Origin of the sequence: Bradyrhizobium sp. SZCCHNR1002 (genome assembly GCF_032381435.1) — a bacterium.
GTDB lineage: Bacteria > Pseudomonadota > Alphaproteobacteria > Rhizobiales > Xanthobacteraceae > Bradyrhizobium > Bradyrhizobium aeschynomenes.
Map to the genome: position 1 here is coordinate 524,774 of NZ_JAUHIS010000002.1, position 22,875 is coordinate 547,648.

Annotated in this window: 21 protein-coding genes; 6 read left to right on the plus strand and 15 right to left on the minus strand. The window is 66.9% G+C overall.

What is annotated here, in order from left to right; genetic code table 11:
• Positions 1-76: 76 nt before the first annotated feature.
• Genes hemA through bchF form a run of 14 tightly spaced genes read right to left on the minus strand, consistent with a single transcriptional unit; the run spans position 77 to position 15,705 of the window.
• A complete protein-coding gene (hemA, locus tag QX108_RS14840) occupies positions 77-1,288 on the minus strand; it encodes a 5-aminolevulinate synthase (protein WP_315799525.1) in 1,212 nt (403 codons plus the stop codon).
• The gene (puhE, locus tag QX108_RS14845) at positions 1,285-2,340 is read right to left on the minus strand and encodes a putative photosynthetic complex assembly protein PuhE (protein WP_315799526.1); all 1,056 of its coding nucleotides are present in this window, start codon (positions 2,338-2,340) and stop codon (positions 1,285-1,287) included. The genes hemA and puhE overlap by 4 nt, the downstream gene beginning before the upstream one ends.
• A 13-nt stretch (positions 2,341-2,353) precedes the next feature.
• The gene (gene acsF, locus QX108_RS14850; RefSeq protein WP_315799527.1) at positions 2,354-3,415 is read right to left on the minus strand and encodes a magnesium-protoporphyrin IX monomethyl ester (oxidative) cyclase; all 1,062 of its coding nucleotides are present in this window, start codon (positions 3,413-3,415) and stop codon (positions 2,354-2,356) included.
• The gene (locus QX108_RS14855) at positions 3,412-3,717 is read right to left on the minus strand and encodes a hypothetical protein (protein WP_315799528.1); all 306 of its coding nucleotides are present in this window, start codon (positions 3,715-3,717) and stop codon (positions 3,412-3,414) included. The genes acsF and QX108_RS14855 overlap by 4 nt, the downstream gene beginning before the upstream one ends.
• Complete coding sequence (gene puhC, locus QX108_RS14860) at positions 3,714-4,205, minus strand: photosynthetic complex assembly protein PuhC (protein ID WP_315799529.1); 492 nt, start codon at positions 4,203-4,205, stop codon at positions 3,714-3,716. Before puhC ends, QX108_RS14855 begins: the two co-directional genes overlap by 4 nt.
• 13 nt (positions 4,206-4,218) lie before the next feature.
• On the minus strand, positions 4,219-4,869 hold the full coding sequence (puhB, locus tag QX108_RS14865) for a photosynthetic complex putative assembly protein PuhB (RefSeq protein ID WP_315799530.1): 651 nt from the start codon (positions 4,867-4,869) through the stop codon (positions 4,219-4,221).
• Entirely contained in the window at positions 4,866-5,645 is a 780-nt protein-coding gene (gene puhA, locus QX108_RS14870; protein ID WP_315799531.1) for a photosynthetic reaction center subunit H, read from the minus strand. Before puhA ends, puhB begins: the two co-directional genes overlap by 4 nt.
• A gap of 19 nt (positions 5,646-5,664) precedes the next feature.
• Positions 5,665-7,095 (minus strand): BCD family MFS transporter, encoded by a 1,431-nt coding sequence (locus QX108_RS14875; protein ID WP_315799532.1) that lies wholly within the window; start codon positions 7,093-7,095, stop codon positions 5,665-5,667.
• A complete protein-coding gene (bchM, locus tag QX108_RS14880) occupies positions 7,092-7,793 on the minus strand; it encodes a magnesium protoporphyrin IX methyltransferase (RefSeq protein ID WP_315799533.1) in 702 nt (233 codons plus the stop codon). Before bchM ends, QX108_RS14875 begins: the two co-directional genes overlap by 4 nt.
• Before the next feature lie 13 nt (positions 7,794-7,806).
• Positions 7,807-8,712 (minus strand): ferredoxin:protochlorophyllide reductase (ATP-dependent) iron-sulfur ATP-binding protein, encoded by a 906-nt coding sequence (gene bchL / locus QX108_RS14885; protein ID WP_315799534.1) that lies wholly within the window; start codon positions 8,710-8,712, stop codon positions 7,807-7,809.
• Complete coding sequence (locus QX108_RS14890) at positions 8,709-12,299, minus strand: magnesium chelatase subunit H (RefSeq protein WP_315799535.1); 3,591 nt, start codon at positions 12,297-12,299, stop codon at positions 8,709-8,711. The genes bchL and QX108_RS14890 overlap by 4 nt, the downstream gene beginning before the upstream one ends.
• Entirely contained in the window at positions 12,274-13,830 is a 1,557-nt protein-coding gene (gene bchB, locus QX108_RS14895; protein WP_315799536.1) for a ferredoxin:protochlorophyllide reductase (ATP-dependent) subunit B, read from the minus strand. The genes QX108_RS14890 and bchB overlap by 26 nt, the downstream gene beginning before the upstream one ends.
• A 1-nt stretch (position 13,831) precedes the next feature.
• On the minus strand, positions 13,832-15,118 hold the full coding sequence (locus QX108_RS14900; RefSeq protein ID WP_315799537.1) for a ferredoxin:protochlorophyllide reductase (ATP-dependent) subunit N: 1,287 nt from the start codon (positions 15,116-15,118) through the stop codon (positions 13,832-13,834).
• Positions 15,115-15,705 (minus strand): 2-vinyl bacteriochlorophyllide hydratase, encoded by a 591-nt coding sequence (bchF, locus tag QX108_RS14905; RefSeq protein WP_315799538.1) that lies wholly within the window; start codon positions 15,703-15,705, stop codon positions 15,115-15,117. The genes QX108_RS14900 and bchF overlap by 4 nt, the downstream gene beginning before the upstream one ends.
• 229 nt (positions 15,706-15,934) lie before the next feature.
• Between bchF and QX108_RS14910 the strand changes: the two genes are divergently transcribed.
• The 6 genes from QX108_RS14910 (at position 15,935) to QX108_RS14935 (ending at position 22,105) form a co-directional block, all read left to right on the plus strand.
• Positions 15,935-16,831: a B12-binding domain-containing protein gene (locus tag QX108_RS14910; RefSeq protein ID WP_315725301.1), complete on the plus strand. Its 897-nt coding sequence runs from the start codon at positions 15,935-15,937 to the stop codon at positions 16,829-16,831.
• Between the two features lie 138 nt (positions 16,832-16,969).
• Complete coding sequence (gene ppsR / locus QX108_RS14915) at positions 16,970-18,340, plus strand: transcriptional regulator PpsR (RefSeq protein ID WP_315725299.1); 1,371 nt, start codon at positions 16,970-16,972, stop codon at positions 18,338-18,340.
• 16 nt (positions 18,341-18,356) lie between these two features.
• Complete coding sequence (gene chlG, locus QX108_RS14920; protein WP_315725297.1) at positions 18,357-19,283, plus strand: chlorophyll synthase ChlG; 927 nt, start codon at positions 18,357-18,359, stop codon at positions 19,281-19,283.
• Positions 19,280-20,614 (plus strand): BCD family MFS transporter, encoded by a 1,335-nt coding sequence (locus QX108_RS14925; RefSeq protein WP_315799539.1) that lies wholly within the window; start codon positions 19,280-19,282, stop codon positions 20,612-20,614. Before chlG ends, QX108_RS14925 begins: the two co-directional genes overlap by 4 nt.
• Before the next feature lie 4 nt (positions 20,615-20,618).
• Positions 20,619-21,830 (plus strand): geranylgeranyl diphosphate reductase, encoded by a 1,212-nt coding sequence (locus QX108_RS14930; RefSeq protein ID WP_315799540.1) that lies wholly within the window; start codon positions 20,619-20,621, stop codon positions 21,828-21,830.
• Between the two features lie 11 nt (positions 21,831-21,841).
• Positions 21,842-22,105 (plus strand): hypothetical protein, encoded by a 264-nt coding sequence (locus QX108_RS14935; protein WP_315799541.1) that lies wholly within the window; start codon positions 21,842-21,844, stop codon positions 22,103-22,105.
• A 254-nt stretch (positions 22,106-22,359) separates the two neighbouring features.
• On the opposite strand, the gene QX108_RS14940 is transcribed toward QX108_RS14935, so the two are convergent.
• Positions 22,360-22,794, minus strand: coding sequence for a c-type cytochrome (locus QX108_RS14940; RefSeq protein WP_315725290.1), 435 nt, complete (start codon positions 22,792-22,794; stop codon positions 22,360-22,362).
• Between the last annotated feature and the right edge of the window lie 81 nt (positions 22,795-22,875).

A 22,875-nucleotide genomic window follows, 5' to 3' on the forward strand; every position in this document is an offset into this window, starting at 1 on the left:
ATTTGTCACTACATCCTAACGTCAAGTTAGATTGACAAATTGATCTGGCGCAAACGCCGCGCGGATCGCACGCCGTTCAAGCCGCCTGCGCGAGTCCCATCTCGGCCCAGATCTCCGACAACGCCGACACCAGATGCTCGATGTCCTCGTCGGAGTGATACGGCGACGGCGTGATGCGCAGCCGCTCGGTGCCGCGCGGCACGGTCGGATAGTTGATCGGCTGCACATAGATGCCGTAGCGGTCGAGCAGGATGTCGCTGATCCGCTTGCACAGCACGGGGTCGCGCACCATCACCGGCACGATATGGCTGGGATTGTCGAGATGGCTGACGCCGGCTTCATCGAGCCTGCGGCGCAGCCGCGCGACGCGGTCCTGATGCCGGGCGCGCTCATGATCGCTGGCCTTGAGATGCCGGATGCTGGTCAGCGCACCGGCCGCCACTGCCGGCGGCAGCGAGCTGGAGAAGATGAAGCCGGAGGCGAAGCTGCGGACGAAGTCGCAGACGGTGTTGGAGGCCGTGATGTAGCCGCCGATCACGCCGAACGCCTTGGCCAGCGTCCCTTCGATCACCGTCAGGCGATCAGCGACACCGTCGCGCTCGGAGATGCCGCCGCCGCGCGGGCCGTACAGGCCGACGGCATGGACCTCGTCGAGATAGGTCATCGCGTTGAACTCGTCGGCGACGTCGCAGATGTCGGAGATCGGCGAGATGTCGCCGTCCATCGAATAGACGCTCTCGAACGCAATCAGCTTCGGCACCTTCGGGTCGAGATCCGACAGCTTGTCGCGGAGATCGGCGACGTCGTTGTGGCGCCAGATCCGGGTCTCGCAGCGGCTGTGGCGGATGCCCTCGATCATAGAGGCGTGATTGAGCTCGTCCGACAGGATCACGCAGCCGGGCATGCGTCCCGCGAGCGTCGACAGCGACGTCCAGTTCGAGACGTAGCCGGAGTTGAACAAGAGCGCCGCCTGCTTGCCGTGGAGATCGGCAAGCTCGTCCTCGAGCAGGATGTGATAGTGGTTGGTGCCGCTGATGTTGCGGGTGCCGCCGGCGCCGGCGCCGCAGCGGTCGAGCGCCTCATGCATGACCTCGAGCACCTTGGGATGCTGGCCCATGCCGAGATAGTCGTTGGAGCACCACACCGAGACCTCGCGCTCGCCATGCGGGCCGCGATAGGTCGCACGCGGGAAGGCGCCGGCCTTGCGCTCGAGATCGGCGAACACGCGATAGCGTCCTTCGCGCCGGAGGCCGTCGAGCTGGCGGCGGAAATAGTCTTCGTAGTTCATGGTACTCCCCCCTGTGCTGTCGTGTTCGGATCGACCGGCGGCGTGACCGACACCGCGGCCAGTCCGGTGATGGTTTGCGCCTGCGCATCGGCGCGGGCTTGGCGATAGGCCTGGCGGAACTGCTCCTCGAGCCGCTGCCGCGCCAGCGCGGCGGCCGTCTTCTGCGCCGACATCGACGTCTTGGGCGCGGGCATGGGACGCTCCGCCTCGGGCGTGGCCGGCACGACGGCGAGCACCGGCCGCGCGATCGGCGTGACCGGCAGGGATGCCGGGAGGGCGGCGACGGCCGCCATGACCGGCTCCGCCGGCGCGCTCCAGCGCCAGAGATTGATGACCGGCATCGGCAGCGCCATAAAGCCGTGCTCGAGCAGGCCAAGCGCAATCAGCGATGCCAGCAGCGACAGCGCCACGCCATCGAAGGTTGATTTCGCGCCGAGCGCGGCAGCGGCGACGAGCACGGTCGCGGTGGTCGCAGCGGCGATCGAGAACGGAAACAGCAGGTTGATCGACTTCTTGGCGAAATAGCTGCGCATGAAGCGGACCTGCTGCGGCAGCAGCTCGTCGTTCAGGGTGCGCACGCCCAGAAACAGGTTGATCTTGGCGCTCTGCCTGAGCACCAGCAGCGCCGCGAAGGTCCACCAGCTCAGCCGGTTCGGCGCGCCGGATGTCACCGCGAACACGAGTCCCGCCGTCGCGATCAGCGCCAGTTCATGATAGGCGATCGCCTGCAGCGCGAAGCCGACGCGCGAGGCCGGCGTGCAATCCCGCGGGCACGGCTCGGGCCGCGGCCCGGTGATCCAGCCGGCGAGCAGCGACATCTCCACCGTGCCCCACAGCAGGATCGCGCAGGTGAAGGCGCAATAGGCGTTGGCATCCTCGGCGGCCTGGCTCGACACCGCGACGCCCGACAGGGCCGCGACGAAGGCCGCGGCCGTGCCCCATTTGAACGCGGCCGGATGGCGGGCGGCGAGCCCGACCAGCGCCAGCACGGCGCCGGTCGAGAACCACCAGACGAACACGACATAGGGAATGGCAATCGCGGTCGCGCCCATGTCCGGCTCCTTGTCACCAGGCGGGTTGCAGCCTGATCTCCCGTGGCAACTCGTTGCTCTTGGCCGGCAGCATGTACAGCCGGCCGAAGGTCAGCGCCGCCTTGAGCGGCAGCACCGCGCGCTTCAGCGTGCCCATGATGCCGCCTTGCGCCTTGGCGTCGGCAATTGCTTCCGATATCTGGCGCAGCTGCTTCAAGCCTTCCCAGAACCGCGGGTTGTCGATGTCGAGCATCACCGGGAAGACTTGACGCGAAATCTCCGAGGTGATCCGGAACACGCGCATGTCGTACTCGTCCACGGGCATGCCGAGCGCCTCGTAGAAGGCCGGCCGCATGTGGTCGCGGACGTGCATGGTGGCGAACACCGCGAGCAGGAAGAACTTGATCCAGAGCTTGTTGTACCCGCTCAAGAGCTTCGGATCGGCGCGCATCAGCAGCGCGAACGCCTCGCCGTGCCGGAACTCGTCATTGCACCACCTCTCGAACCACTTGAAGATCGGGTGGAACTGGCGCTCCGGATTGCGCTCCATCTGGCGATAGATGGTGATGTAGCGAGCGTAGCCGATCTTCTCCGACAGGTAGGTCGCGTAGAAGATGAACTTCGGCTTGAAGTAGGTGTACTTCTTCGTCTTGGTGAGGAAGCTGAGATCGACCCCGATGCCGTGATCCTTGAGGATCTCGTTGATGAAGCCGGCATGGCGCGCCTCGTCACGGCTCATGAACTGGAACAGCTCGCGGATGTCGGGATTGGTGATCCGCTTCTTGATCTCGGCATAGAGCACGCAGCCGGAGAACTCGGCCGTCAGCGACGACACCAGGAAGTCCTTGAACTCGGCGCGAAGCGCCTCGGGCAGCTCGTTGAGATCCTTGTCGAACTCCGGCGTGCGCACGAAGTGCTTGCGGTTGTGGTCGGCGCGCAGCTCGGCCATGACGGCATCCCATTCACGGCGGACGAGATCGACGTTGAGCCGGTCCATGGCCGCGAAATCGGTGGTGTAGAAGCGTGGCGTGAGGATCGTGTCCTCCAGCGCCATCTTGGTGGAGATGTTGCCGGAACCGCCTTCCATTGCGATCATCTGACCCTCCCATCCGAAAAGCTGACGTCGTACAATTCCGTGAGTTCGAGATAGCCCGCGACATGCATCATCATGCGCTTCAACGGGCCGGCCCGCACCACGGTCGCGGTCCGGCGCAGGTTGAGCTGCTCGCCGAACTTGACCGTAATCGGCTCGCCATGGATGACCACCTCGTCGCCCGGTCGGATGTTGACGTCGCGGTCGAGCGTGACATGGGCGTGCAGGGTCTCGGAGGTCTGCTCGACCTCGATGCTGCAGCCGATGTCGAAGCGGCGGGGCTCATTGGCCCATATTGCTCTCATTGCGTTTCTCCCATGCTCATCAGCTCCGTGAACCGGCGCTTGTTGTTGTCACCGAACGGCCCGAGATCGACGCGCCGCCCCGTCGCCGGATCGTCCAGGCTCATGCGGCCGTCGGCCCAGCGGTTGATCGTGAAGGCCGGCCCCGAGCCAATCGCGTGACGCTGGCGGTCGAATGCCATGCTGCGCAGGACCGTGCGCAAGAAGCCGTCGCCGCCGGCCTCGACGATGCCGACGACCTTGCCGCTGTCGGGCGACACGACGGAGATGCCGCCATCGGGACGGTCCTCGAACCGCAGCGCCACCGTCTGTACGGCAGCGGCGTGATCGGTGTGGACAATGCCCACCCCCGTCCAGCGGCCGACGCCGGCCGCAACCAGGGAGAAAATGACAAGGGCGAAGGCCGCGCGCAGCGCGCCCTTGGGAATGACGATCTCGGGTTCGGCGTGATGCTCGACATAGTGTCCGGCATGGCCCTCGGCTTGGCTCATGACATCCTCCTCATCACGCCGCGCTGGCGACCGCGCCCGCAGGCGTGCCCTGCGGTTGACCATTGACGGCCGCGATCGGCTGCGTAGCGACCGCGCCATCCGATGCCGCGACCAGCGCCTTGGCAAGGATCTCGGCCACCTCTCTTGCGTTTGCCACCCCGCGCAACATCGGCTCGACCTCGTTCAGCCGCCACGGACGGGCATGCGGCCACAGCAGCAGATAGGACAACCGCTGCTGGGCGGTGACGCCGAGCGGCAGATCGCCGGAGCCGTCCGAGAACAGCTTCACGTCGGCGCGCGAGACCTGCTTGAACGGCACGTTCAAGGTCATCGGCAACACGGCGCCGAACTGCAGCAGCACGCGCCTGGAGGTGATCGTGTAGCGCGTGGTCCGGCTGTAGAGCACCGCGAGCCCGATGAGCAGCACCGTCGCGATCGCCACTGGAATGACCAGCGACGACGCGCTGGCCAGCGACGCGGCGAGCGGCTGGTGATCCAGCGTGCCCGTCACCACGCGGGCGCCGAACAGCGCCGCGAAGTAGGCGAGCACCAGGCGCAGGTGGAAGACGCGCAGCAGCAGCGCCTTCACCGTGGGCTGTCCCTGCCACATCAGGCGCTCGCCTGCCGGCAGCATCAGCTGATCCTGGTCGCGACGCGTGCTCACAGCAGCGGCTCCTGGCGCGCAGCGGTCGCATAGAGATGGCCGCCGCCATAGTAGCCGACGATCTTGTCCTCCTCGAGCTTGGTGACCTGGTCGGGCTTGGCGAGGCCGGGCACGTTGGCGAATTGCGAGCCGAGGATGGCGTCGACCAGCACCGCCTTGCGCGACTTGTCGACCACGCACATCGTCATCGGCAGCAGAACGTGGCGACCGACGATGCCGTCGACCTCGACTTCGAGATAGCGGATCAGCATCTCGGCGCGGTCGACCCACACTTCACGAATCTTGCCGCCGAGCCTGCCGTCGCAGCCGAACACCGGCATGCCGCGCGGATCCGGATCCTCCGAGGCGATGAAGATGCTGCCGTCGACGCGCAGCGGCACGATCGCCGGGATGTTGTCCATCGTCAGCTCCGGCTCGTCCTTGCGCGCGGCGTAGGAGCCCGGGCCGACGCCGTCGAGCATCGGATTGCCGGTCGGCAGATAGGGCGTGCCCGGCCAGGGATACATCGGCGTGACCGGCGCATCGGCGCGGTCGTTGTCCCAATTCGGCAGGGACGCGGTGCGGCCGCCATGCATGTGATAGGTCTTGCGGCTCGGCGGCGTCGGGAAGCCGTTGCCGCTCGAAGGGACCTGCCGGCCGATCCGGCCTTCGAACTGCAACGGATAGCCTTCGCGCTTGTCCTCGGTGCGCAGGTAGAAGATCAGGCCTGCGAAGAACACCCAGAAGCCGTAAAGCACGACCTGGGCGACATCGATGTAGCTCGTGAATGACGTCATGGCTTCCTCCCCGACTGGGCTAACCTGGAAATTCCGCTATTCCGAATTGCAGCTGTTGCGACGGCTCAGCCCGCCGCCGGACCAGGGGTCCGATGACGGCCAACGTCGCAAACAGCAGCGCGATCTCGACGTGGTAGACGATGCTGTAGCCGGTCGCCGGCCCCGCCAACGCCACGCCGAGGCGTCCGTCCAGCGCCAGCTGCGACATCACATCGCGAATGGCGCCGCCGCCAGCGATCGCTATCCCCGCTGACGTCGCCTGCACCGCGCCCCAGGCGCCGAGCGCGAGCCCGCTCTCGCCGTTCTGCACCAGCGCCATCGCCGCCGTCAGCGTGCCGACCGCGAACAGGCCGCCGCCGAATCCGATCAGCGTCGTGCCGATCCGGAACAGCAACGGCGAGGCGAGCGGCGCCGAGAAAATCACCGCGACGAACGCAAACAGTCCGATGCAGCCGCCGAGCGCCGCCACGCGATAGGGATCGGAACCCTTCGCGAGGCGCCGCGCGGACAGGCCGAAGCCTGCGAGCGTGCCTGCCGCGAACAGGGCCGTGAGCGCCGTGGTCTCGCCGACGGTCAGATGCAGGATCTCCGCGCCATACGGCTCGAGCAGAATGTCCTGCATGGTGAAGCCGGCGGTGCCGAGCCCGACCGCGACCAGCACGCGCATCGAGCCACCGGCCTCGCGGAACTGCCGCCAGGAATCGCCGAAGCGCGGACGCTCGCGGGCAGCCGACGTGCGCGAGGGATCACGCGCCTCCTGCTTCCACAGCGCGATGACGTTGAGCACCATCTCGGTCAGCGCGGCGCCCTGGATGACCTGGATGAGCCGCATTTCGCTGAAATCGGCGAGCAGCCCGCCGAAGGTCAGCGCGCTCGCCATCATGCCGAACATCAGCATCACGTAGAGGAAGGCAACGACGCGCGGCCGCGAATGCTCGGGTGCGATGTCGGTGGCCAGCGACAGGCCTGCGGTCTGCGTCGTGTGCAGCCCGGCGCCGACCAACAGGAAAGCGAGCGCCGCGCCCACGCGGCCCGCGATGACCTGGCCCGGCGCGTCGCCCGCGGACAGCAGGAGCAGCGCGAACGGCATGATCGCGAGGCCACCGAACTGCAGCAAGGTCCCCATCCAGATGTAGGGCACGCGGCGCCAGCCGAGCACGGAGCGGTGATGATCCGACTTGAAGCCGATCAGCACGCGCAGCGGCGCGAACACCAGCGGCAGCGCCACCATGGTGGCGACGAGCCATGAGGGAACGCCGAGTTCGACGATCATCACGCGGTTGAGCGTACCGTTCAGCAGCACCACCGACATGCCGATCGAGACCTGGAACAGCGACAGCCGCATCAGGCGCGACAGCGGCAGCTCGGTCGAGGCGGCATCCGCAAACGGCAGATAGCGCGACGACAGCCGCGTCCACAGTTGCAGGACCGATGATGCGCGCGCGCTCATGACGGGCGGAGCTCCAGCGCTTGCGAGATGTAGAAGCCGTTGGCGATGCGGCTGCTGCGCGCGCACCGCCAGTCGGCGAGATCCGGATGATCGGCGATCAGGCGGGACAGCTTCTGCTCCGCGACCGGCTCGATCGACGGCGCGCGATTGCCGCGCGGGAACAGGCCACCGACGGCATGCATGACCGCCAGCAGCGGCGTGCGCGGCGCGTAGGTCATCAGGATCGCATCGGAGGTGCGATTGGCGAGGCCGGCGACGATACGCACGGCATCCTCGGCGCGGTAGTGGATGAACGAGTCCATCGCCACCACGAAGTTGAAACCGCCATGCCGGGGATCGAGCATATCGCCGGCGACGAACTGGATCGCGCTGCGGCTGATGTCGTCGGGCAATCGGCGCTGCGCGATCTCGATCAGCGTCGGCGAGATGTCGACGGCGACCACATCGGCGCCACGGCGCGCCGCCTCGATCGAGAAGCTGCCGGTGCCGCAGCCGGCATCGAGAATGCGTGCACCGCGCAGGTCGAGCGGCAGCCATGACAGCAGCGTCCGCCGCATCTCGTCGCGGCCGGCGCGCACTGTGGCGCGGATGCGGCCCACGGGCGCGTCCGAGGTCAGCCGCGTCCAGGCGGCCACCGCGGTGCGGTCGAAATAGGTCTCCACTTCACTGCGGCGGGCGAGATATTCCGCTGTCGTCATCGTTGAGCCTCACTCAATCGAAGCCAAGGAGATCAAAAATATCGCGGTCCTTGAGCGGCACCGCATGGATCGGCTCGACGCCGGCGAGGAGCGAGGCGGCCAGGCGCAGATATTCGTTCTGGGCGCGCTCGACATCGGGCGACGGCTCCATCTCGAACAAGGTGCACTTCTTCAGCCGGCTCTTGCGGATGACGTCGAGATCCGGGAAGTGCGCCAGCGTCTTCATGCCGATGCGCTCGTTGAACTTGTCGATCTGATCAGTCGCCGCGCTGCGATTGGCGATCACGCCACCGAGCCGCACCGGATAGTTCCGCGACTTCGCCTGGATCGCCGCGACGATGCGGTTCATGGCGAAGATCGAGTCGAAGTCGTTGGCAGCGACGATCAGCGCGCGATCGGCGTGCTGCAGCGGCGACGCAAAGCCGCCGCAGACGACGTCGCCGAGCACGTCGAAGATCACCACGTCAGTGTCCTCGAGAAGATGATGCTCCTTCAGCAGCTTCACGGTCTGGCCGACGACGTAGCCGCCGCAGCCGGTGCCGGCCGGCGGCCCGCCGGCCTCGACGCACATCACGCCATTGTAGCCCTGGTAGACGAAGTCGTCGGGGCGCAGCTCCTCGGAGTGGAAGTTCACCTGCTCGAGGATGTCGATGACGGTCGGCACCAGCCGCTTGGTCAGCGTGAAGGTCGAGTCATGCTTGGGATCGCAGCCGATCTGCAGCACGCGCTTGCCGAGCTTCGACAGCGCGACCGAGAGGTTCGACGAGGTCGTGCTCTTGCCGATGCCGCCCTTGCCATAGACCGAGAACACTTTTGCAGTGCCGATCACCACGTTCGGATCGAGCTGCACCTGAACGCTACCGGCCCCGTCAGGGCGGCGCGGGGCCGTCGTCAGCGGCGGTCTCAAGGTCACATTCATGCGGCAACTCCCACGCCTTCGAGGCGATCTTCGAGTTCTTCCCCGGCCTTGCGCAGGACATCGAGCATCTCGGCATCCGGGGTCCAGTAATTGCGCTCATGCGCTTCGATCAGACGGTTGGCGATCTTCGCGGACGCCGCCGGATTGAGCGAGGCGAGCCGCTCGCGCATCGCGGGGTCGAGCACGAAGGTCGTGGTGATCTGCTGATAGACCCAGGGAGCTACCTGCCCCGTGGTCGCCGACCAGCCAACCGTGTTGGTCACATGCGACTCGATCTGGCGGACGCCCTCGTAGCCATGGGCGAGCAGCGCCTCGTACCATTTCGGATTGAGCGTGCGGGTGCGGGTCTCCAGCGCGACCTGCTCCGACAGCGTCCGCACGGTGCCCTCGCCCCGGGTCTGGTCGCCGATGTAGACCGGTGCCGCCTCGCCCTTGGCGCGCTTCACCGCGCGGCTGATGCCGCCGAGCGTATCGAAATAATGATCGATCGTGGTGACGCCGAGCTCGACGGAGTCGACGTTCTGATAGGCGGCGTCGACGCCGGCGAGCACATGGCCGAGCAGCGCGTCGCGGCGGACGGGCCGGCCGTCGGTGCCATAGGCGAAGCCCTTACGGCGGGTATAGACGTCGGCGAGCTCGTCCTCGTCGGTCCAGGCGCCGCAATCGATCAGATGGTTGACGTTGGCGCCATAGGCGCCCTCGGCATTGCCGAACACGCGGAGCGCGGCATCGGCGATCTCACCGCCATGCGCGGCCTGGAAGGCCAGCGCGTGCTTGCGCACATAGTTGAATTCCGCGGACTCATCCGCCGACGCGACGAGTAGCGCGGCTTCGGCGAGCAGCTTGGTCTGCAATGGCATCAGATCGCGGAAGATGCCGGACAGCGTGATCACGACGTCGATGCGCGGGCGTCCCAACTGCTCCAGCGGGATCAGCTTGGCGCCGCAGAGCCGGCCATAGCTGTCATGGCGCGGCGCGGCGCCCATCAGCCACAGCGCCTGCGCGATCGGACCGCCCTCGGTCTTGAGATTGTCGGTGCCCCACAGCACCAGCGCGATCGTCTCCGGCAGCTTGTGGCCCTCGTCGGCATGGCGGGCGAGCAGCCGGGCGACCTGGCGCTCGGCATCCTTGAGCGCGAAGGCGCTGGGAATACGGAACGGATCGAAGCCATGGAGGTTGCGGCCCGTGGGCAGCACGTCGGTGTTGCGCAGCAGGTCGCCGCCGGGGACGGGGCGGATGTAGCCGCCGTCCAGCGCATGCAGGATCGCCGGCGTCTCGCTGTCGGTCGCTAGCAGTCTGTCGAGCTCAGTGCGCTTGGCGGCGTCGGTGATCCCTGCGAGGTCGAGCAGCTCGGCGCGCTGCTCTTGCGGCGGCGGGGCGCCGACCACATGCAGGCCGTGCGGGATCAGCGAATACTCCAGCTCCAACACGCTGGCCGAGAGCGTTGTGATCCGCGTGTCGCGCTCATCGCCCCAGAGCGGCTCGGCCACGGCGAGATCGACCGCTGCCGCCTGCGCCTGGATCAGCGCCGCGCTGTCGTCCCTCACCTGCTCCGTCGCGTCCGGCGACAGACTACGCCAGGCATCGAGCGACGATTTCAGCTCGGCGAGGCCCTTGTAGAGACCGGCACTCGTGATCGACGGCGTGAGATAGCTGATCAAGGTAGCGCCGCCGCGGCGCTTGGCGAGCGCGCCCTCAGAGGGATTATTGGAGGCATAGATGTAGAAGTTCGGGAGATCGCCGATCAGCCGCTCCGGCCAGCACTCGGCCGAGAGACCGGCCTGCTTGCCCGGCATGAATTCGAGCGCGCCGTGGGTGCCGAAATGCAGCACGGCATGGGCGCGATACTCCTCGCGCAGCCAGCGATAGAACGCGGCGAAGGCATGGGTCGGCGCGAAGCTGTGCTCGAACAGCAGCCGCATCGGGTCGCCCTCGTAGCCGAAGGCGGGCTGCAGGCCGACGAACAAATTGCCGAACTGCTCGCCCAGCACCATCAGGCTGGACCCGTCGGTCTGGTGACGGCCGGGCGCCGGTCCCCATTGCTTCTCGATCTCGGCCAGATGCCGCTCGCGGCGGACATGCTGGTCGACGGGAATGCGGACAGCGACATTGGCTGCGGTGCCGAAGCGCTCGGCATTGCCCTTGAGCACGCGGGCGCGCAGCTCATCGACCGTGGCTGGGACGTCGATCGTGTAGCCCGCCGCACGCAGCGAGGTCATGACGTTGTGCAGCGACTCGAACACCGAGAGATAGGCTGCGGTGCCGGCGCTGCCGCCGTTCGGCGGGAAGTTGAACAGCACGGCCGCGATCTTGCGCTCAGCCCGTGCGGAGCGGCGCAGCTCGACGAGTCGGGCGACGCGCGATGCGAGCTGTGCAGCCCGTTCCGGCAGGCTCGCCATGTCGCGCCCCGCGTCGGCCATCGCCGAGCGGCCGCCGAACACGGTCGGGCCGACGGCGCCGTCGAGCTCGGGGATGGCGACCATCATCGTCGCTTCGACCGGCGTGAGGCCGCGCGCATCGTCATGCCACTGCTCGACGGTCTGAAATTCCAGCGGATGCGCCGCGATCAAGGGCACATCAAGGCCAGCCATGACCTCCTCGGCGGCGCGCGCGTCATTGTAAGCGGGGCCGCCGACGAGCGAGAAGCCGGTGAGCGAAACAACCGCATCGACGGTCGAGACGCCGTCCTTCTGGAAATAGCGCTCGATCGCCGGGCGCGAGTCCAGTCCGCAGGCGAACACCGGAACGACCGCGAGCCCGCGCGCCTCCAGCGCCGCGATCACGCCATCATAATGCGCGGTGTTGGCGGCGAGCAGATAGGAGCGCATCAGAATGACGCCGACGCGGCCGACCGGCTTCGCCAGGACCGGCAGCTGATCGGCGCGTTCGACGATCCGTTGCGGCAGCCGCGGATGATAAAGCCCGACATCCGGATAGGTCACCGGCTCGGCGGCAGTGAGCTTGCCGCGCAGCGCGGCGCGCGGGCCATCGGCGTAGCGGCCGACCAGGAAGCGCACCATGTTCGCAAAATTCTGCTCGGAGCCGGCGAGCCAGTATTGCAGCGTCAGGAAATAGGCGCGCAGGTCCTGCGCGGTACCGGGGATGTAGCGCAGCAGGCGCGGCATCCGCTGCAGCATCTTCATCTGGCCCTGGCCGCTGGAATTGCCGGAGCGATTGCTGCCGCGCAGCCGCTTCAACAGGCCGAGCACGCCGGTTGCGGAGCCCGACATCGTGAGCTTGCCGAGGCGCGTCAGCCGCACGACCTCGCCGGCCGACAGGCAGCCGATCATCGCGTCGCAATGATCGCGGCGGGCCTGCAGCGCCGGGAGCACCGGCTGGATGTGGTCTTCCATGAACAGCATGGTGGCGACGACGATGTCGCCGGTCGCGATGTCGGCGAGGCAATGCGCCAGCGCGTCCGGATTGCAGCCCCACTCGTCGGCCGCGTGCACCTTGAGATCGAGCCCGGGCAGCTCCGCCTGCAGGGTCGTGCGCGCGCGCACGGCTGCCGAGGCGAGATGGCTGTCCATCGTCACGATCACCACCCGGATGGGTGTGACGTCAGCGACCGAAATGCGCTTTGGCATCGTACAAGGTCTCGAGCGTGATCAGGTTGACGTTGCGCTCGCGCGCGAAGCGTTCGGTGTTGCGGCGTGCCTTGCCGCGCACGAAGAACGGAATCTTGGTCAGCTCGCGCTCAGCGTCGGAGGCCCAGGCGAGCTCGGTGGTGACACTGGTTTCGACGACGCGGAGCTGCGGCTGCTGCGGCGGCGCGGCCGGAGCTGCGCCAAGATGTGACGGTGCGTGATCGGCGAACTCGTGATCCTCGCGGAACATGCCGAGCAGATGCTCCTCCAGGCCCATCATCAGCGGATGCACCCAGGTGTCGAACAACACGTTGGCGCCTTCGAACCCCATCTGCGGCGAGTAGCGCGCCGGGAAATCCTGCACATGGGTCGGCGCCGAGATCACGGCGCAGGGAATGCCGAGGCGCTTGGCGATGTGGCGCTCCATCTGCGTGCCGAGCACGAGCTCAGGACGGAGTTCGCTGACGCGGGCCTCGACTTCCAGGTAGTCATCCGTGATCAGTGGCTCGACGCCGTAGAGCGCGGCGGCCTCGCGGATCTCGCGGGCGAATTCGCGGGCATAGGTGCCAAGGCCGACGACCTCGAACCCAAGCTCCTGCGTCGCGACGCGCGCGGCCGCGACGGCATGAGTGGCATCGCCGAAGATGAAGACGCGCTTGCCGGTGAGATAGGTCGAGTCGACCGAGCGCGAATACCAGGGCAGCCGGCTCTCGGCGCGTGACAGAACGGGCTCCGCATCGACGCCGGCAAGGCCTGCGACCTCCTTGATGAAGTCGCGCGTCGCGCCGACGCCGATCGGGATCGTCTTCGTATAGGGCTGGCCGAACTGTCGATTCAGCCATTGTGCCGCCGTCAGCGCGATCTCCGGATACAGCACGATGTTGAAATCGGCCTCCGGCAGGCGGGCGAGATCAGCCGGCGTCGCGTTCCACGGCGCCACCACATTGATCTCGATGCCGAGCTCCACAACCTGCCTGGTCACTTCCGCGAGGTCGTCGCGGTGACGGAAGCCGAGCGCCGTCGGACCAAGCAGGTTGCAGACTGGACGAGCGCCTGTCTCCTTCTCACGGCGGGGGGAGCCATCAGCGGAAGACGCAGCCAACGCCCGTACAATCCGGTAGAACGTTTCCGAGGCGCCCCAATTCTCCTTGCGCTGATAGGCCGGCAGCTCGAGCGGGATCACCGGAATCGGAAGCCTCAAGGCCAGCGCCAGCCCGCCGGGATCGTCCTGGATCAACTCGGCGGTGCAGGACGCGCCGACCAGCATCGCCTGCGGCTGGAAGCGCTCGTAGGCCGCGCGCGCCGCGCTCTGTAGCAGATCGGCAGTGTCGCCGCCGAGATCGCGCGCCTGGAAGGTGGTGTAGGTGACCGGCGGCCTTCGGTCGCGGCGCTCGATCATCGTGAACAGCAGATCGGCGTAGGTGTCGCCCTGAGGGGCGTGCAGCACGTAGTGCACGTCGCGCATGGCGGCCGCGATGCGCATCGCGCCGATGTGTGGGGGGCCTTCATATGTCCAGACCGAGAGCTGCATCTCACACCGCCAGTCGCGTTTGCCGCAGCAAGGGCCGCGCGAACAGCTCGGCGAGATCGCCGGCCTGCTCGAAGCCCTGGATGGGCGTGAAGATCAGCTCGATCGACCATTTGGTGGTGAGGCCCTCGGCCTCCAGCGGATTGGCGAGGCCGAGACCGCAGACGACGAGATCGGGCCGCGCTTGACGGCAGCGATCGAGCTGGCGCTCGACGTCCTGGCCTTCGCTGAGCTGCGTGCCGGCGGGCAGCATCGCAAGCTCGGCGACGAGATGATCGCGGTGCAGATAGGGCGTACCGACTTCGACCAGCTCCATGCCGATCTCGCGCGACAGAAAACGCGCCAGGGGAATCTCGATCTGCGAATCCGGAAACAGGAAGACGCGCTTGCCGGCGAGCTGCGCACGGTAACGCGCCAGCGCCTTTTCGGCCCGCGCCTTCAACGGCGCCAGGGTGCGCTCGACGTGAGCACGCGACACGCCGAACGCTTCGGCGGCGGCGGCGAGCCACAGCGCGGTGCCTTCCCCGCCCAACGGGAAAGGCGCTGCGATCCTGCGGCAGCCGCGCTCTTCCAATGCGCGCGCGGTGTCACCCAGGAACGGCTGCGCCAGCAGCACGCGCGTCTCCGGCCCGATCGCCGGCAACTCCGACGAGCGCCGTGGCGGCAGGAAGGCGACATTGTCGACGCCGAGCGCTGCGAAGGTCCGCTTGAACTGATCCTCGACGACATCAGCGAGGGCGCCAACCACGAGCAGCGACGGCGGCGCGGTCCGATCGGCCTGCGGCAACACCGGCACCAGCGACGCGAGGCAGGCATCTTCGCCTTGCGTGAACGTCGTCTCGATGCCGCTGCCGGAGTAGTTAAGCACGCGGACGCCGGGCGAGAAGCGCTGCGACAGCCGCAGCGCGGCGCGCGACAGATCGAGCTTGATCACCTCAGACGGGCACGAGCCGACCAGGAACAAGAGCTTGATGTCCGGCCGACGCGCGAGCAGCTGCGCGACGATGCGGTCGAGCTCGTCATTGGCGTCGACCAGGCCGGCAAGATCGCGCTCTTCCATGATCGCGGTGGCGAAACGCGGCTCGGCGAAGATCATCACGCCGGCGGCCGACTGAATCAGATGCGCGCAGGTGCGCGAGCCGACTACGAGGAAGAACGCGTCCTGAATTTTCCTGTGCAGCCAGACTATGCCGGTGAGGCCACAGAACACCTCGCGCTGCCCGCGCTCGCGCAGCACGCCGTCCGGCGAAGCGGCTGATGTCACGGCACAGGCTTGCGCGGACAGGCTCATGACGCGCGCTCCGTCGTAGCTGCGGCCATCGCCTCGTCCTGCAGCCGCGCCGCGCGCAGCTTCAGCAGGAATTGCGCGGCGTTGATCGCGTAGGCGGTGTAGGCGGCGAGCACGAGCAGCATCTGCTGCTGAGCGCTGCCGATGTGGCCGACGATCGCGGCCAGATAAGCCGTATGCAGCGCGATCACCAGCATCGAGAACACGTCCTCCCAGAAGAAGGCCGCGGCGAACAAATAACGTCCGAACACGACCCGTTCCCAGATCGAGCCGGTGATCATGATGGTGTAGAGCAGCGCCGTCTTCAGCACGACCGAGGCGGTGGCGAGCCAGAGGCCCTCGCCCGTCGCGAGATAGCGCGCCACGAGGCCGAGGCTGATCAGGAAGACGAGAAATTGCAGCGGCGCCAGGATGCCCTGCACCAGCGTCCACGGCGTGGCGTCGCGCCTGCGCTTTTCCTCAGGCGTGTAAAGCGCTTGCCGCTTTGCACGCGGCGCCTTTTCGGGGGTGAAGCAGAGCAGGCTCCACAGCGACGGATCAGTAGCGGATGTGAACTGCGCATCACACGATGTGTAAAGATGATTTGACAACATCGGTGCCCAGTGATGCGATGACGACAACCACAGGGGGATTTGTGGTGCACCGCACTTGGTTTGGTCAACGCTACGTTGTAGAGTTCGCCGGTGGCGCATCGCAAATCCCCGAGTGCGAGCCCGATGGGGAAACGCTAGACCCGGGCAGGAAGAGTGTCAATCAAAATTGACGTCAAATAATATTGACGCAGCGAGCGACGTGCGCTCATATGGAGGGGAGGCGCTGATGACCGAGCTCAATGAGACAGCCCGATTTCCGCGAGCACGCTTTCGGACGAAGCGTGGACGGTCCGGCTTTCATCCGCCGGCATCGCCACGCGTCAACGTGCCCTTGCACAGCACCCGCCATCCCCAGCTCAACGGCGCGATCGAGGCCGAGATCATTCCGCGACTGGTGATGGCGCATGCCTCCACCCTCGAACGCATGCCCGCGATCATCACGGCCTCGGCGCAGGAAGCTGCCGACTTCGCCGAGCTGGTGCTGGAGGCGGACGATGATCGCGCCGTGGCCTGCATCCAGGCGCATCGCGATCACGGCGAGACGCTGGAGCGGATCTATCTCGATCTGCTGGTGCCGACCGCAAACCATCTGCGCCATCTCTGGGCCGACGACGAGCGCGACTTTGCCGATGTCACGCTCGCGCTGTGGCGGCTCCAGCAGCTGCTGCGCCATTTCAGCCCGGCATTCTGCGCCGAGGTCGCGGTTGCACCGAGCGGCCTGCGCGTGCTCTTGACCACCGCACCGGGTGATCGGCGCGAGATGGGCCACATGATGTTCGGACTCGTGCTGGCAGGCGAGTTCTTCCGCCGCGACGGCTTCGAGACCTGGATCGAGCCCGACACTGCGGATCGCGGTTTCGTCGATGCGCTGCGCACCCAATGGTTCAACGTCGTCGAGTTCTTCGCCAACAGCGACAAGAAGCTTGACGATCTCGCCTCAAACATAAGGATGGTCCGGCGCGAGTCCTCCAACCAGGACATCGGCGTGCTGGTCTGCGGTCCTGCGTTTATTGAACGGCCTGAACTCGTTCTTCTGGTCGGCGGCGACGGTGTCGTCTCCGATCCGAGCAGAGAGGCTTCGCAAGCCCGGCACGTCGTCAGTCTTCTGACCGAACGGCGATAGCTGAGGGTGCAGTGAAGATGAATGCTGGAACGAGACTTGCCGCGCGAAGGCTCCTTGATTGGGAGGACAACGGCGTTGGTGAGGGCGTTCAGAGCTCCGAAAGAGTCGCTTGGCGATCTCAATGCGGATGTTGCGGCCATGCTGGTGGCCGCAGCCTCCGACATTGCGCTCGCGCTCGACGCCGACGGCAACATTCAGGACCTGGCTTTTCAACAAGCCGGACTGCCGCTTGAATTGAGAAACACAGACGAGTGGATCGGCCGATCCTGGCAAGCAACAGTGTCCGAGGAAAGCCAGACCAAGCCAGAGCTGCTGCTTGCCGAAGCATCCGAGCGCAAGGTGTCGCGCTGGCGCGAGGTGCGCTATCCGGCCGCGCGGGGGCCCGACATCCCGATTCTGTTCGCGGTGGTCGCGATCAAGGGTGCGGCGCGCTTCATCGCGGTCGGCCGCGACGTCCGCGCCACGGCGGCGCTCCAGCAGAAGCTGATCGAGGCCCAGGTCACGATCGAGCGCGATTATTCGCGCATGCGCAACGCCGAATCGCGCTACCGGATCCTGTTCCAGATCACCTCCGAACCGGTGCTGATCATCGACGCCGTGAGCCACCGCATCGTCGAGGCCAATCCGGCTGCTGCCGATCTGCTCGACCACGGCGCCACCAATCTGATCGGCAAGCTGTTTCCGGACGCGCTGCTGCTGGACGACCTGTCGACGTCGCAATCGCTGTCGCTGGCGATTCGCTCCCAAGGCAAGATCGAACGCACCAAGATCAGGCTCGACGGCGGCCGCGACTATCTGCTCGACGGCACCTTCTTCCGGCAGGACACCTCGTCGCTGTTCCTGCTGCGGTTCTCGCCGCAGTCCTCCTCGCAGCCCGCGATCGCGAAATCCTCCGATGTCAACACCCAGCTGGTTCAGTTCGTCGAATCGGCGCCCGACGGTTTCGTCATCACCGACATGGACGGCCGGCTGCTGCACGCCAACGCGACCTTCCTGCAGCTCGCCCAGATCGAGAACATGCATCAGATCCTCGGCGAGACCATCGACCGCTGGATCGGCAAGTCGGCGATCGACTTCTCGGTGATGCTGACCAATCTGCGCCAGCATGGCACCTTGAAGCTGTTCTCCAGCGTCGTCCGCGGCGAGCACGGCTCGCCGGTCGATGTCGAGATCTCGGCCACGACCGTCGGCGCCCCCGGCCAGGCGCGGCTCGGCTTCACCATCCGCAACGTCGGCCCGCGCATCTCGGGCGATGGCAGCGATCACGCGCTGATTCCGCGCTCGCGCGAGCAGCTCGCCGAGCTGATCGGCCGCGTGCCGCTCAAGGAGCTGGTGCGCGAGACCACCGACGTGATCGAGCGCATGTGCATCGAGACCGCGCTCAAGCTCACCGGCGACAATCGCGCCACCGCCGCCGAGATGCTCGGCCTCAGCCGTCAAAGCCTCTACGTCAAGCTCAGGCGCTACGGCATGGCCGAGCCGACCGAAGAAGACAGTCAGTTGGAATAGTGGGAAGAGTTCTGCAATGACCGAGATCGCGCCCGTCCCGCTCGCCCCAAAGCTTCGTTCGAGGCTTCCTTCAAGGCTTCAGCCCTCGGCCGTTCTCGAGCTGCTGAAGCCGATCACCTGGTTTCCGCCGATCTGGGCGTTCGGCTGCGGCGTGGTGTCGTCGGGCGCACCGCTGGCGCCGCGCTGGCCGGTCGTGGTCGCGGGTCTCGTGCTCGCCGGGCCGATGGTGTGCGCCACCAGCCAGGCGGTCAACGACTGGTTCGACCGCCATGTCGACGCGATCAACGAGCCGGACCGGCCGATTCCGTCGGGCCGCATTCCCGGCCGATGGGGTCTCACCATCGCGCTGATCTGGACCGTGCTGTCGCTCGCCGTCGCCACCCTGCTCGGCACCTGGGGCTTTGCCGCCGCCGCGCTCGGCCTCGCGCTGGCCTGGGCCTACAGCGCGCCGCCGATCCGGCTGAAGCAGAACGGCTGGCTGGGCAACAGCGCCGTCGGCCTCTGCTATGAAGGGCTGCCCTGGATCACGGCGGCGGCGATCATGAGCGCGCAGGCGCCGTCCTGGCCGGTGCTGTCGATCGCGCTGCTCTATAGCGCGGGCGCACACGGCATCATGACCCTGAACGACTTCAAGTCGATCAACGGCGATCGCGTCAGCGGCGTCAACTCGCTGCCGGTGCTGCTCGGACCCGAGCGCGCCGCCCGCCTTGCCTGCATCACGATGGCGCTGGCGCAGGTCGCCGTGCTGGCGCTGCTGGTCGTCTGGAGCCGGCCGGCCCATGCCTCGATCGTCGCTGCGCTGATCGCGGCCCAGCTGGTGCTGATGCGACGCTTGATGACGAATCCGCGCGAGCTCGCGCCCTGGTACAACGGCACGGGCGTGCTGCTCTATGTGCTGGGCATGCTGGTGACAGCCTTCGCGCTGGCGGGGATGTCGGCATGAGCAACGCTGCGCCTGCCCCCCTGTCCTGGTTCGGCATCGTCAGGCTGGGCCTGGTGCAGACCGCGCTCGGCGCGGTCGTGGTGCTGACCACGTCGACCTTGAACCGCGTGATGGTGATCGAGCTCGCTCTGCCCGCCATGATCCCCGGGCTGCTGGTCGCAATCCACTACGCGATGCAGGTGCTCAGGCCCTGGCTCGGCCACGGCTCCGATGTCGGAGGGCGTCGTTTCGCCTGGATCGTCGGCGGCATGGCCGTGCTCGCCGCCGGCGGCCTGCTCGCCGCAGCCGCCACTGCGCTGATGGCGAGTCATCTCGTTGTGGGCCTCGCCATCGCCGTGATCGCCTTCATCATGATCGGCATCGGCGTCGGCGCTGCCGGCACCTCGCTCTTGGTGCTGCTCGCCAAGCGCACCGCGCCGGGGCGGCGCAGCGCCGCGGCTTCGATCGCCTGGATTATGATGATCGCCGGCTTCATCGTCACGACCGCGGTCGCCGGCAAGGCGCTCGATCCGTTCTCCGGTGAGCGGCTGATGCTGGTGTCCGGCACGGTCTCGGCGATCGCGATGGTGCTGACCCTGCTCGGCGTCTGGGGCATCGAGCAGCCGGAGGTTCCCTCGGAGGGCGTCTCGGCGAAAGCCGAGCGCGGCGGCTTCATGGAGGATTTCCGCGAGATCTGCCGGGAGCCGCAGGCGCGGCGCTTTGCGATCTTCATCTTCGTCTCGATGCTGGCCTACAGCGCCCAGGACCTGATCCTGGAGCCGTTCGCCGGCAGCGTGTTCGGCATGACACCGGGCCAGACCACGCAGCTGTCCTCGGTCCAGCACATGGGCGCGCTGATCGGCATGATCCTGATGCCGGCGATGGCGAGCCTGCATGCCGACTGGCGGACACGGCCGCAGCCCTGGATCATCGGCGGCTGCCTCGCCTCGGCGCTGGCGCTGCTCAGCCTCGTCGCCGCCGCCACGGTCGGCCCGGCCTGGCCGCTGCGCGGCTCGGTGCTGCTGCTCGGCATCACCAACGGCGTCTACGCGATCGCCGCGATCGGCGCGATGATGAACATGGTCAGCGAAGGCCGCGACAATCGCGAAGGCACGCGGATGGGCCTGTGGGGCGCCTCGCAGGCGATCTCGTTCGGCATCGGCGGCTTCGTCGGCACCGCGGCGGCCGACGCCGCGCGAGCTTTCATGCCGTCGACCGCCTCGGCCTATGCGGCGGTGTTCGCCGCGGAGGCCGCGTTGTTCGTTCTCTCCGCCTGGCTCGCGATCTGGATCAAGCGCCCGCGGGAACAGGCCTCGACACTGCAGGTGCAACCGGCCAACCAGGGAGCCTAGTGCGATGAGCACCTCGACCTCCTCCGAGACGTTCGATGTCGTGGTCGTCGGCGGCGGCCCCGCCGGCGCCACCGCGGCCAATGACCTCGCTCGCCAGGGCCACCAGGTGCTGCTGCTCGACAGAGCCGGCCGCATCAAGCCGTGCGGCGGCGCCATTCCGCCGCGGCTGATCAGCGAGTTCGAGATCCCCGACCATCTGCTGGTGGCGCGGATCTCGTCGGCCCGCATGGTGTCGCCGAGCAACCGCGATGTCGACATGCCGATCGATGGAGGCTTCGTCGGCATGGTCGACCGTGAGCATTACGACGAATGGCTGCGGACGCGTGCCGCGGACGGCGGCGCGATCCGGCGCACCGGAACGTTCAGCCGGATCACACGTGATCGCGACGGCACGGCCATTGTTCACTACAGCAGGCGCATGGACGACGGCAGCATGCGAGACCACAACGTGCGAGCTCGGGCCGTGATCGGCGCCGATGGTGCGGTCTCCGCGGTCGCGCGGCAATGCATCCCTCAAGCCAGCGAGATCCGCTACGTCTTCGCCTATCACGAGATCATCCGCTCGCCGGACCGCGGCCATCCGCTGTTCGACGCCACCCGCTGCGACGTCGTCTACCGCGGCCAGCTGTCGCCGGACTTCTACAGCTGGGTGTTTCCGCACGGCCCGACCACCAGCATCGGCACGGGCAGCGCGCACAAGGGCTTTTCGCTGCGCGGCTCGGTCGCCGAATTCCGCAAGGTGGCCGCGCTCGATGACCTCGAAACGGTCCGCCGCGAGGGCGCGCCGATTCCGTTGAAGCCGCTGTCGCGCTGGGACAATGGCCGCGACGTCGTGCTCGCCGGCGATGCATCGGGCGTGGTGGCCCCGGCCTCCGGCGAAGGCATCTACTATGCGATGGCGGGCGGCCGGGCCGCGGCTGATGCCGTCGCCCTGTTCCTGAAGACCGGTGACGCCGCGGCGCTCGCCACCGCCCGCAAGTCCTTCATGCGCAAGCACGGTGCCGTGTTCTTCATCCTCGGCATGATGCAGCGCTACTGGTACACGAACGACGCCCGCCGCGAGCGCTTCGTCGCGATCTGCCGTGACAAGGACGTGCAGCAATTGACCTGGGACGCCTACATGAACAAGGAGCTGGTGCGCGCCAAGCCGCTGTCGCATGTGCGCATCTTCTTCAAGAACATCGCCCACCTCACCGGGCTCGCCAAGGCGGCCTAGCAGCTCACACGATGGATGAGCTCTACCGCAGCCCGCATCTCGTCGACGCGATCCTCGCGATCGTCGCATTGGAGTTCGCGGTCATCGCCTGGATCTGGCGGCGCACGCACCGCGGCATCAACCCGCGGGCGCTGCTGACCAATCTGCTCGCCGGCGTCTTCCTGCTGCTCGCGTTACGCTGCGCACTCGCCGATGCGCCCTGGTTCTGGCTGGCCGGCTGCCTCGCCGCGTCCGGCGTCGCCAACGCGGCGGATCTCAAGCAGCGGTGGCGATAGATCTCTCCGGAGCAGCCGGCGGGCTCTCAGTTTGCGGCTCGTGGGTACCCGGCGGCTGACCACACCAACGGCGTCATCCCGGCGAACGCCGGGATCCATAACCACCGCCGCCTGTCGTGGGCAAGACCGGTTACTCAGACCTTTTCCGCCAGCACGCATCACGCGGTATGGGTCCCGGCGTTCGCCGGGACGACATTGGTGCGTGTATGCTGCGGTGATCGGCACTCAAGACCTGAGCGCCGATCCACCTCCCCTCACTTCTTCTCCGAGAACGTCTTCAGATAGGCGATGACGTCCTTGCGTTGCTGCTCGTTGGCGAGCTTGAACACCATCTTGGTCGAGCCGGTGGCTTGGTCCGCCTTGCCCTTCCCGGTGAGGTATTTCTTGAGGAACGCGCTGGGGTCGGCGAGGTATTCGAAGATGTTGTCGTCGGTCCATACCAGCCCGGCCTCGCCGGCATGCTTGTTCAGCTCGGAATAGGAAAAGCCCGGATAGGTCCCGGTGGCACGGCCGACCACCCCCGTCAGCACCGGCCCGACTGCATTCTTCGCCTCGGGACCAATGCGGTGGCAGGTCATGCATTGTTTGAAGACCTGCTCGCCCTTGGCAGCGTCCCCACCGTCCAACGCAAATGCGGCGCCTGCCGACATTGCAATCATGACCGCTGCAACCAAACCAGATCTCACCATATGCGACCTCCCGGTACGTCGTTTCGTTAGCCCATGTGATTGGCACCTTACAGGTAACAATGTCATGCTGTCTTGTCATGC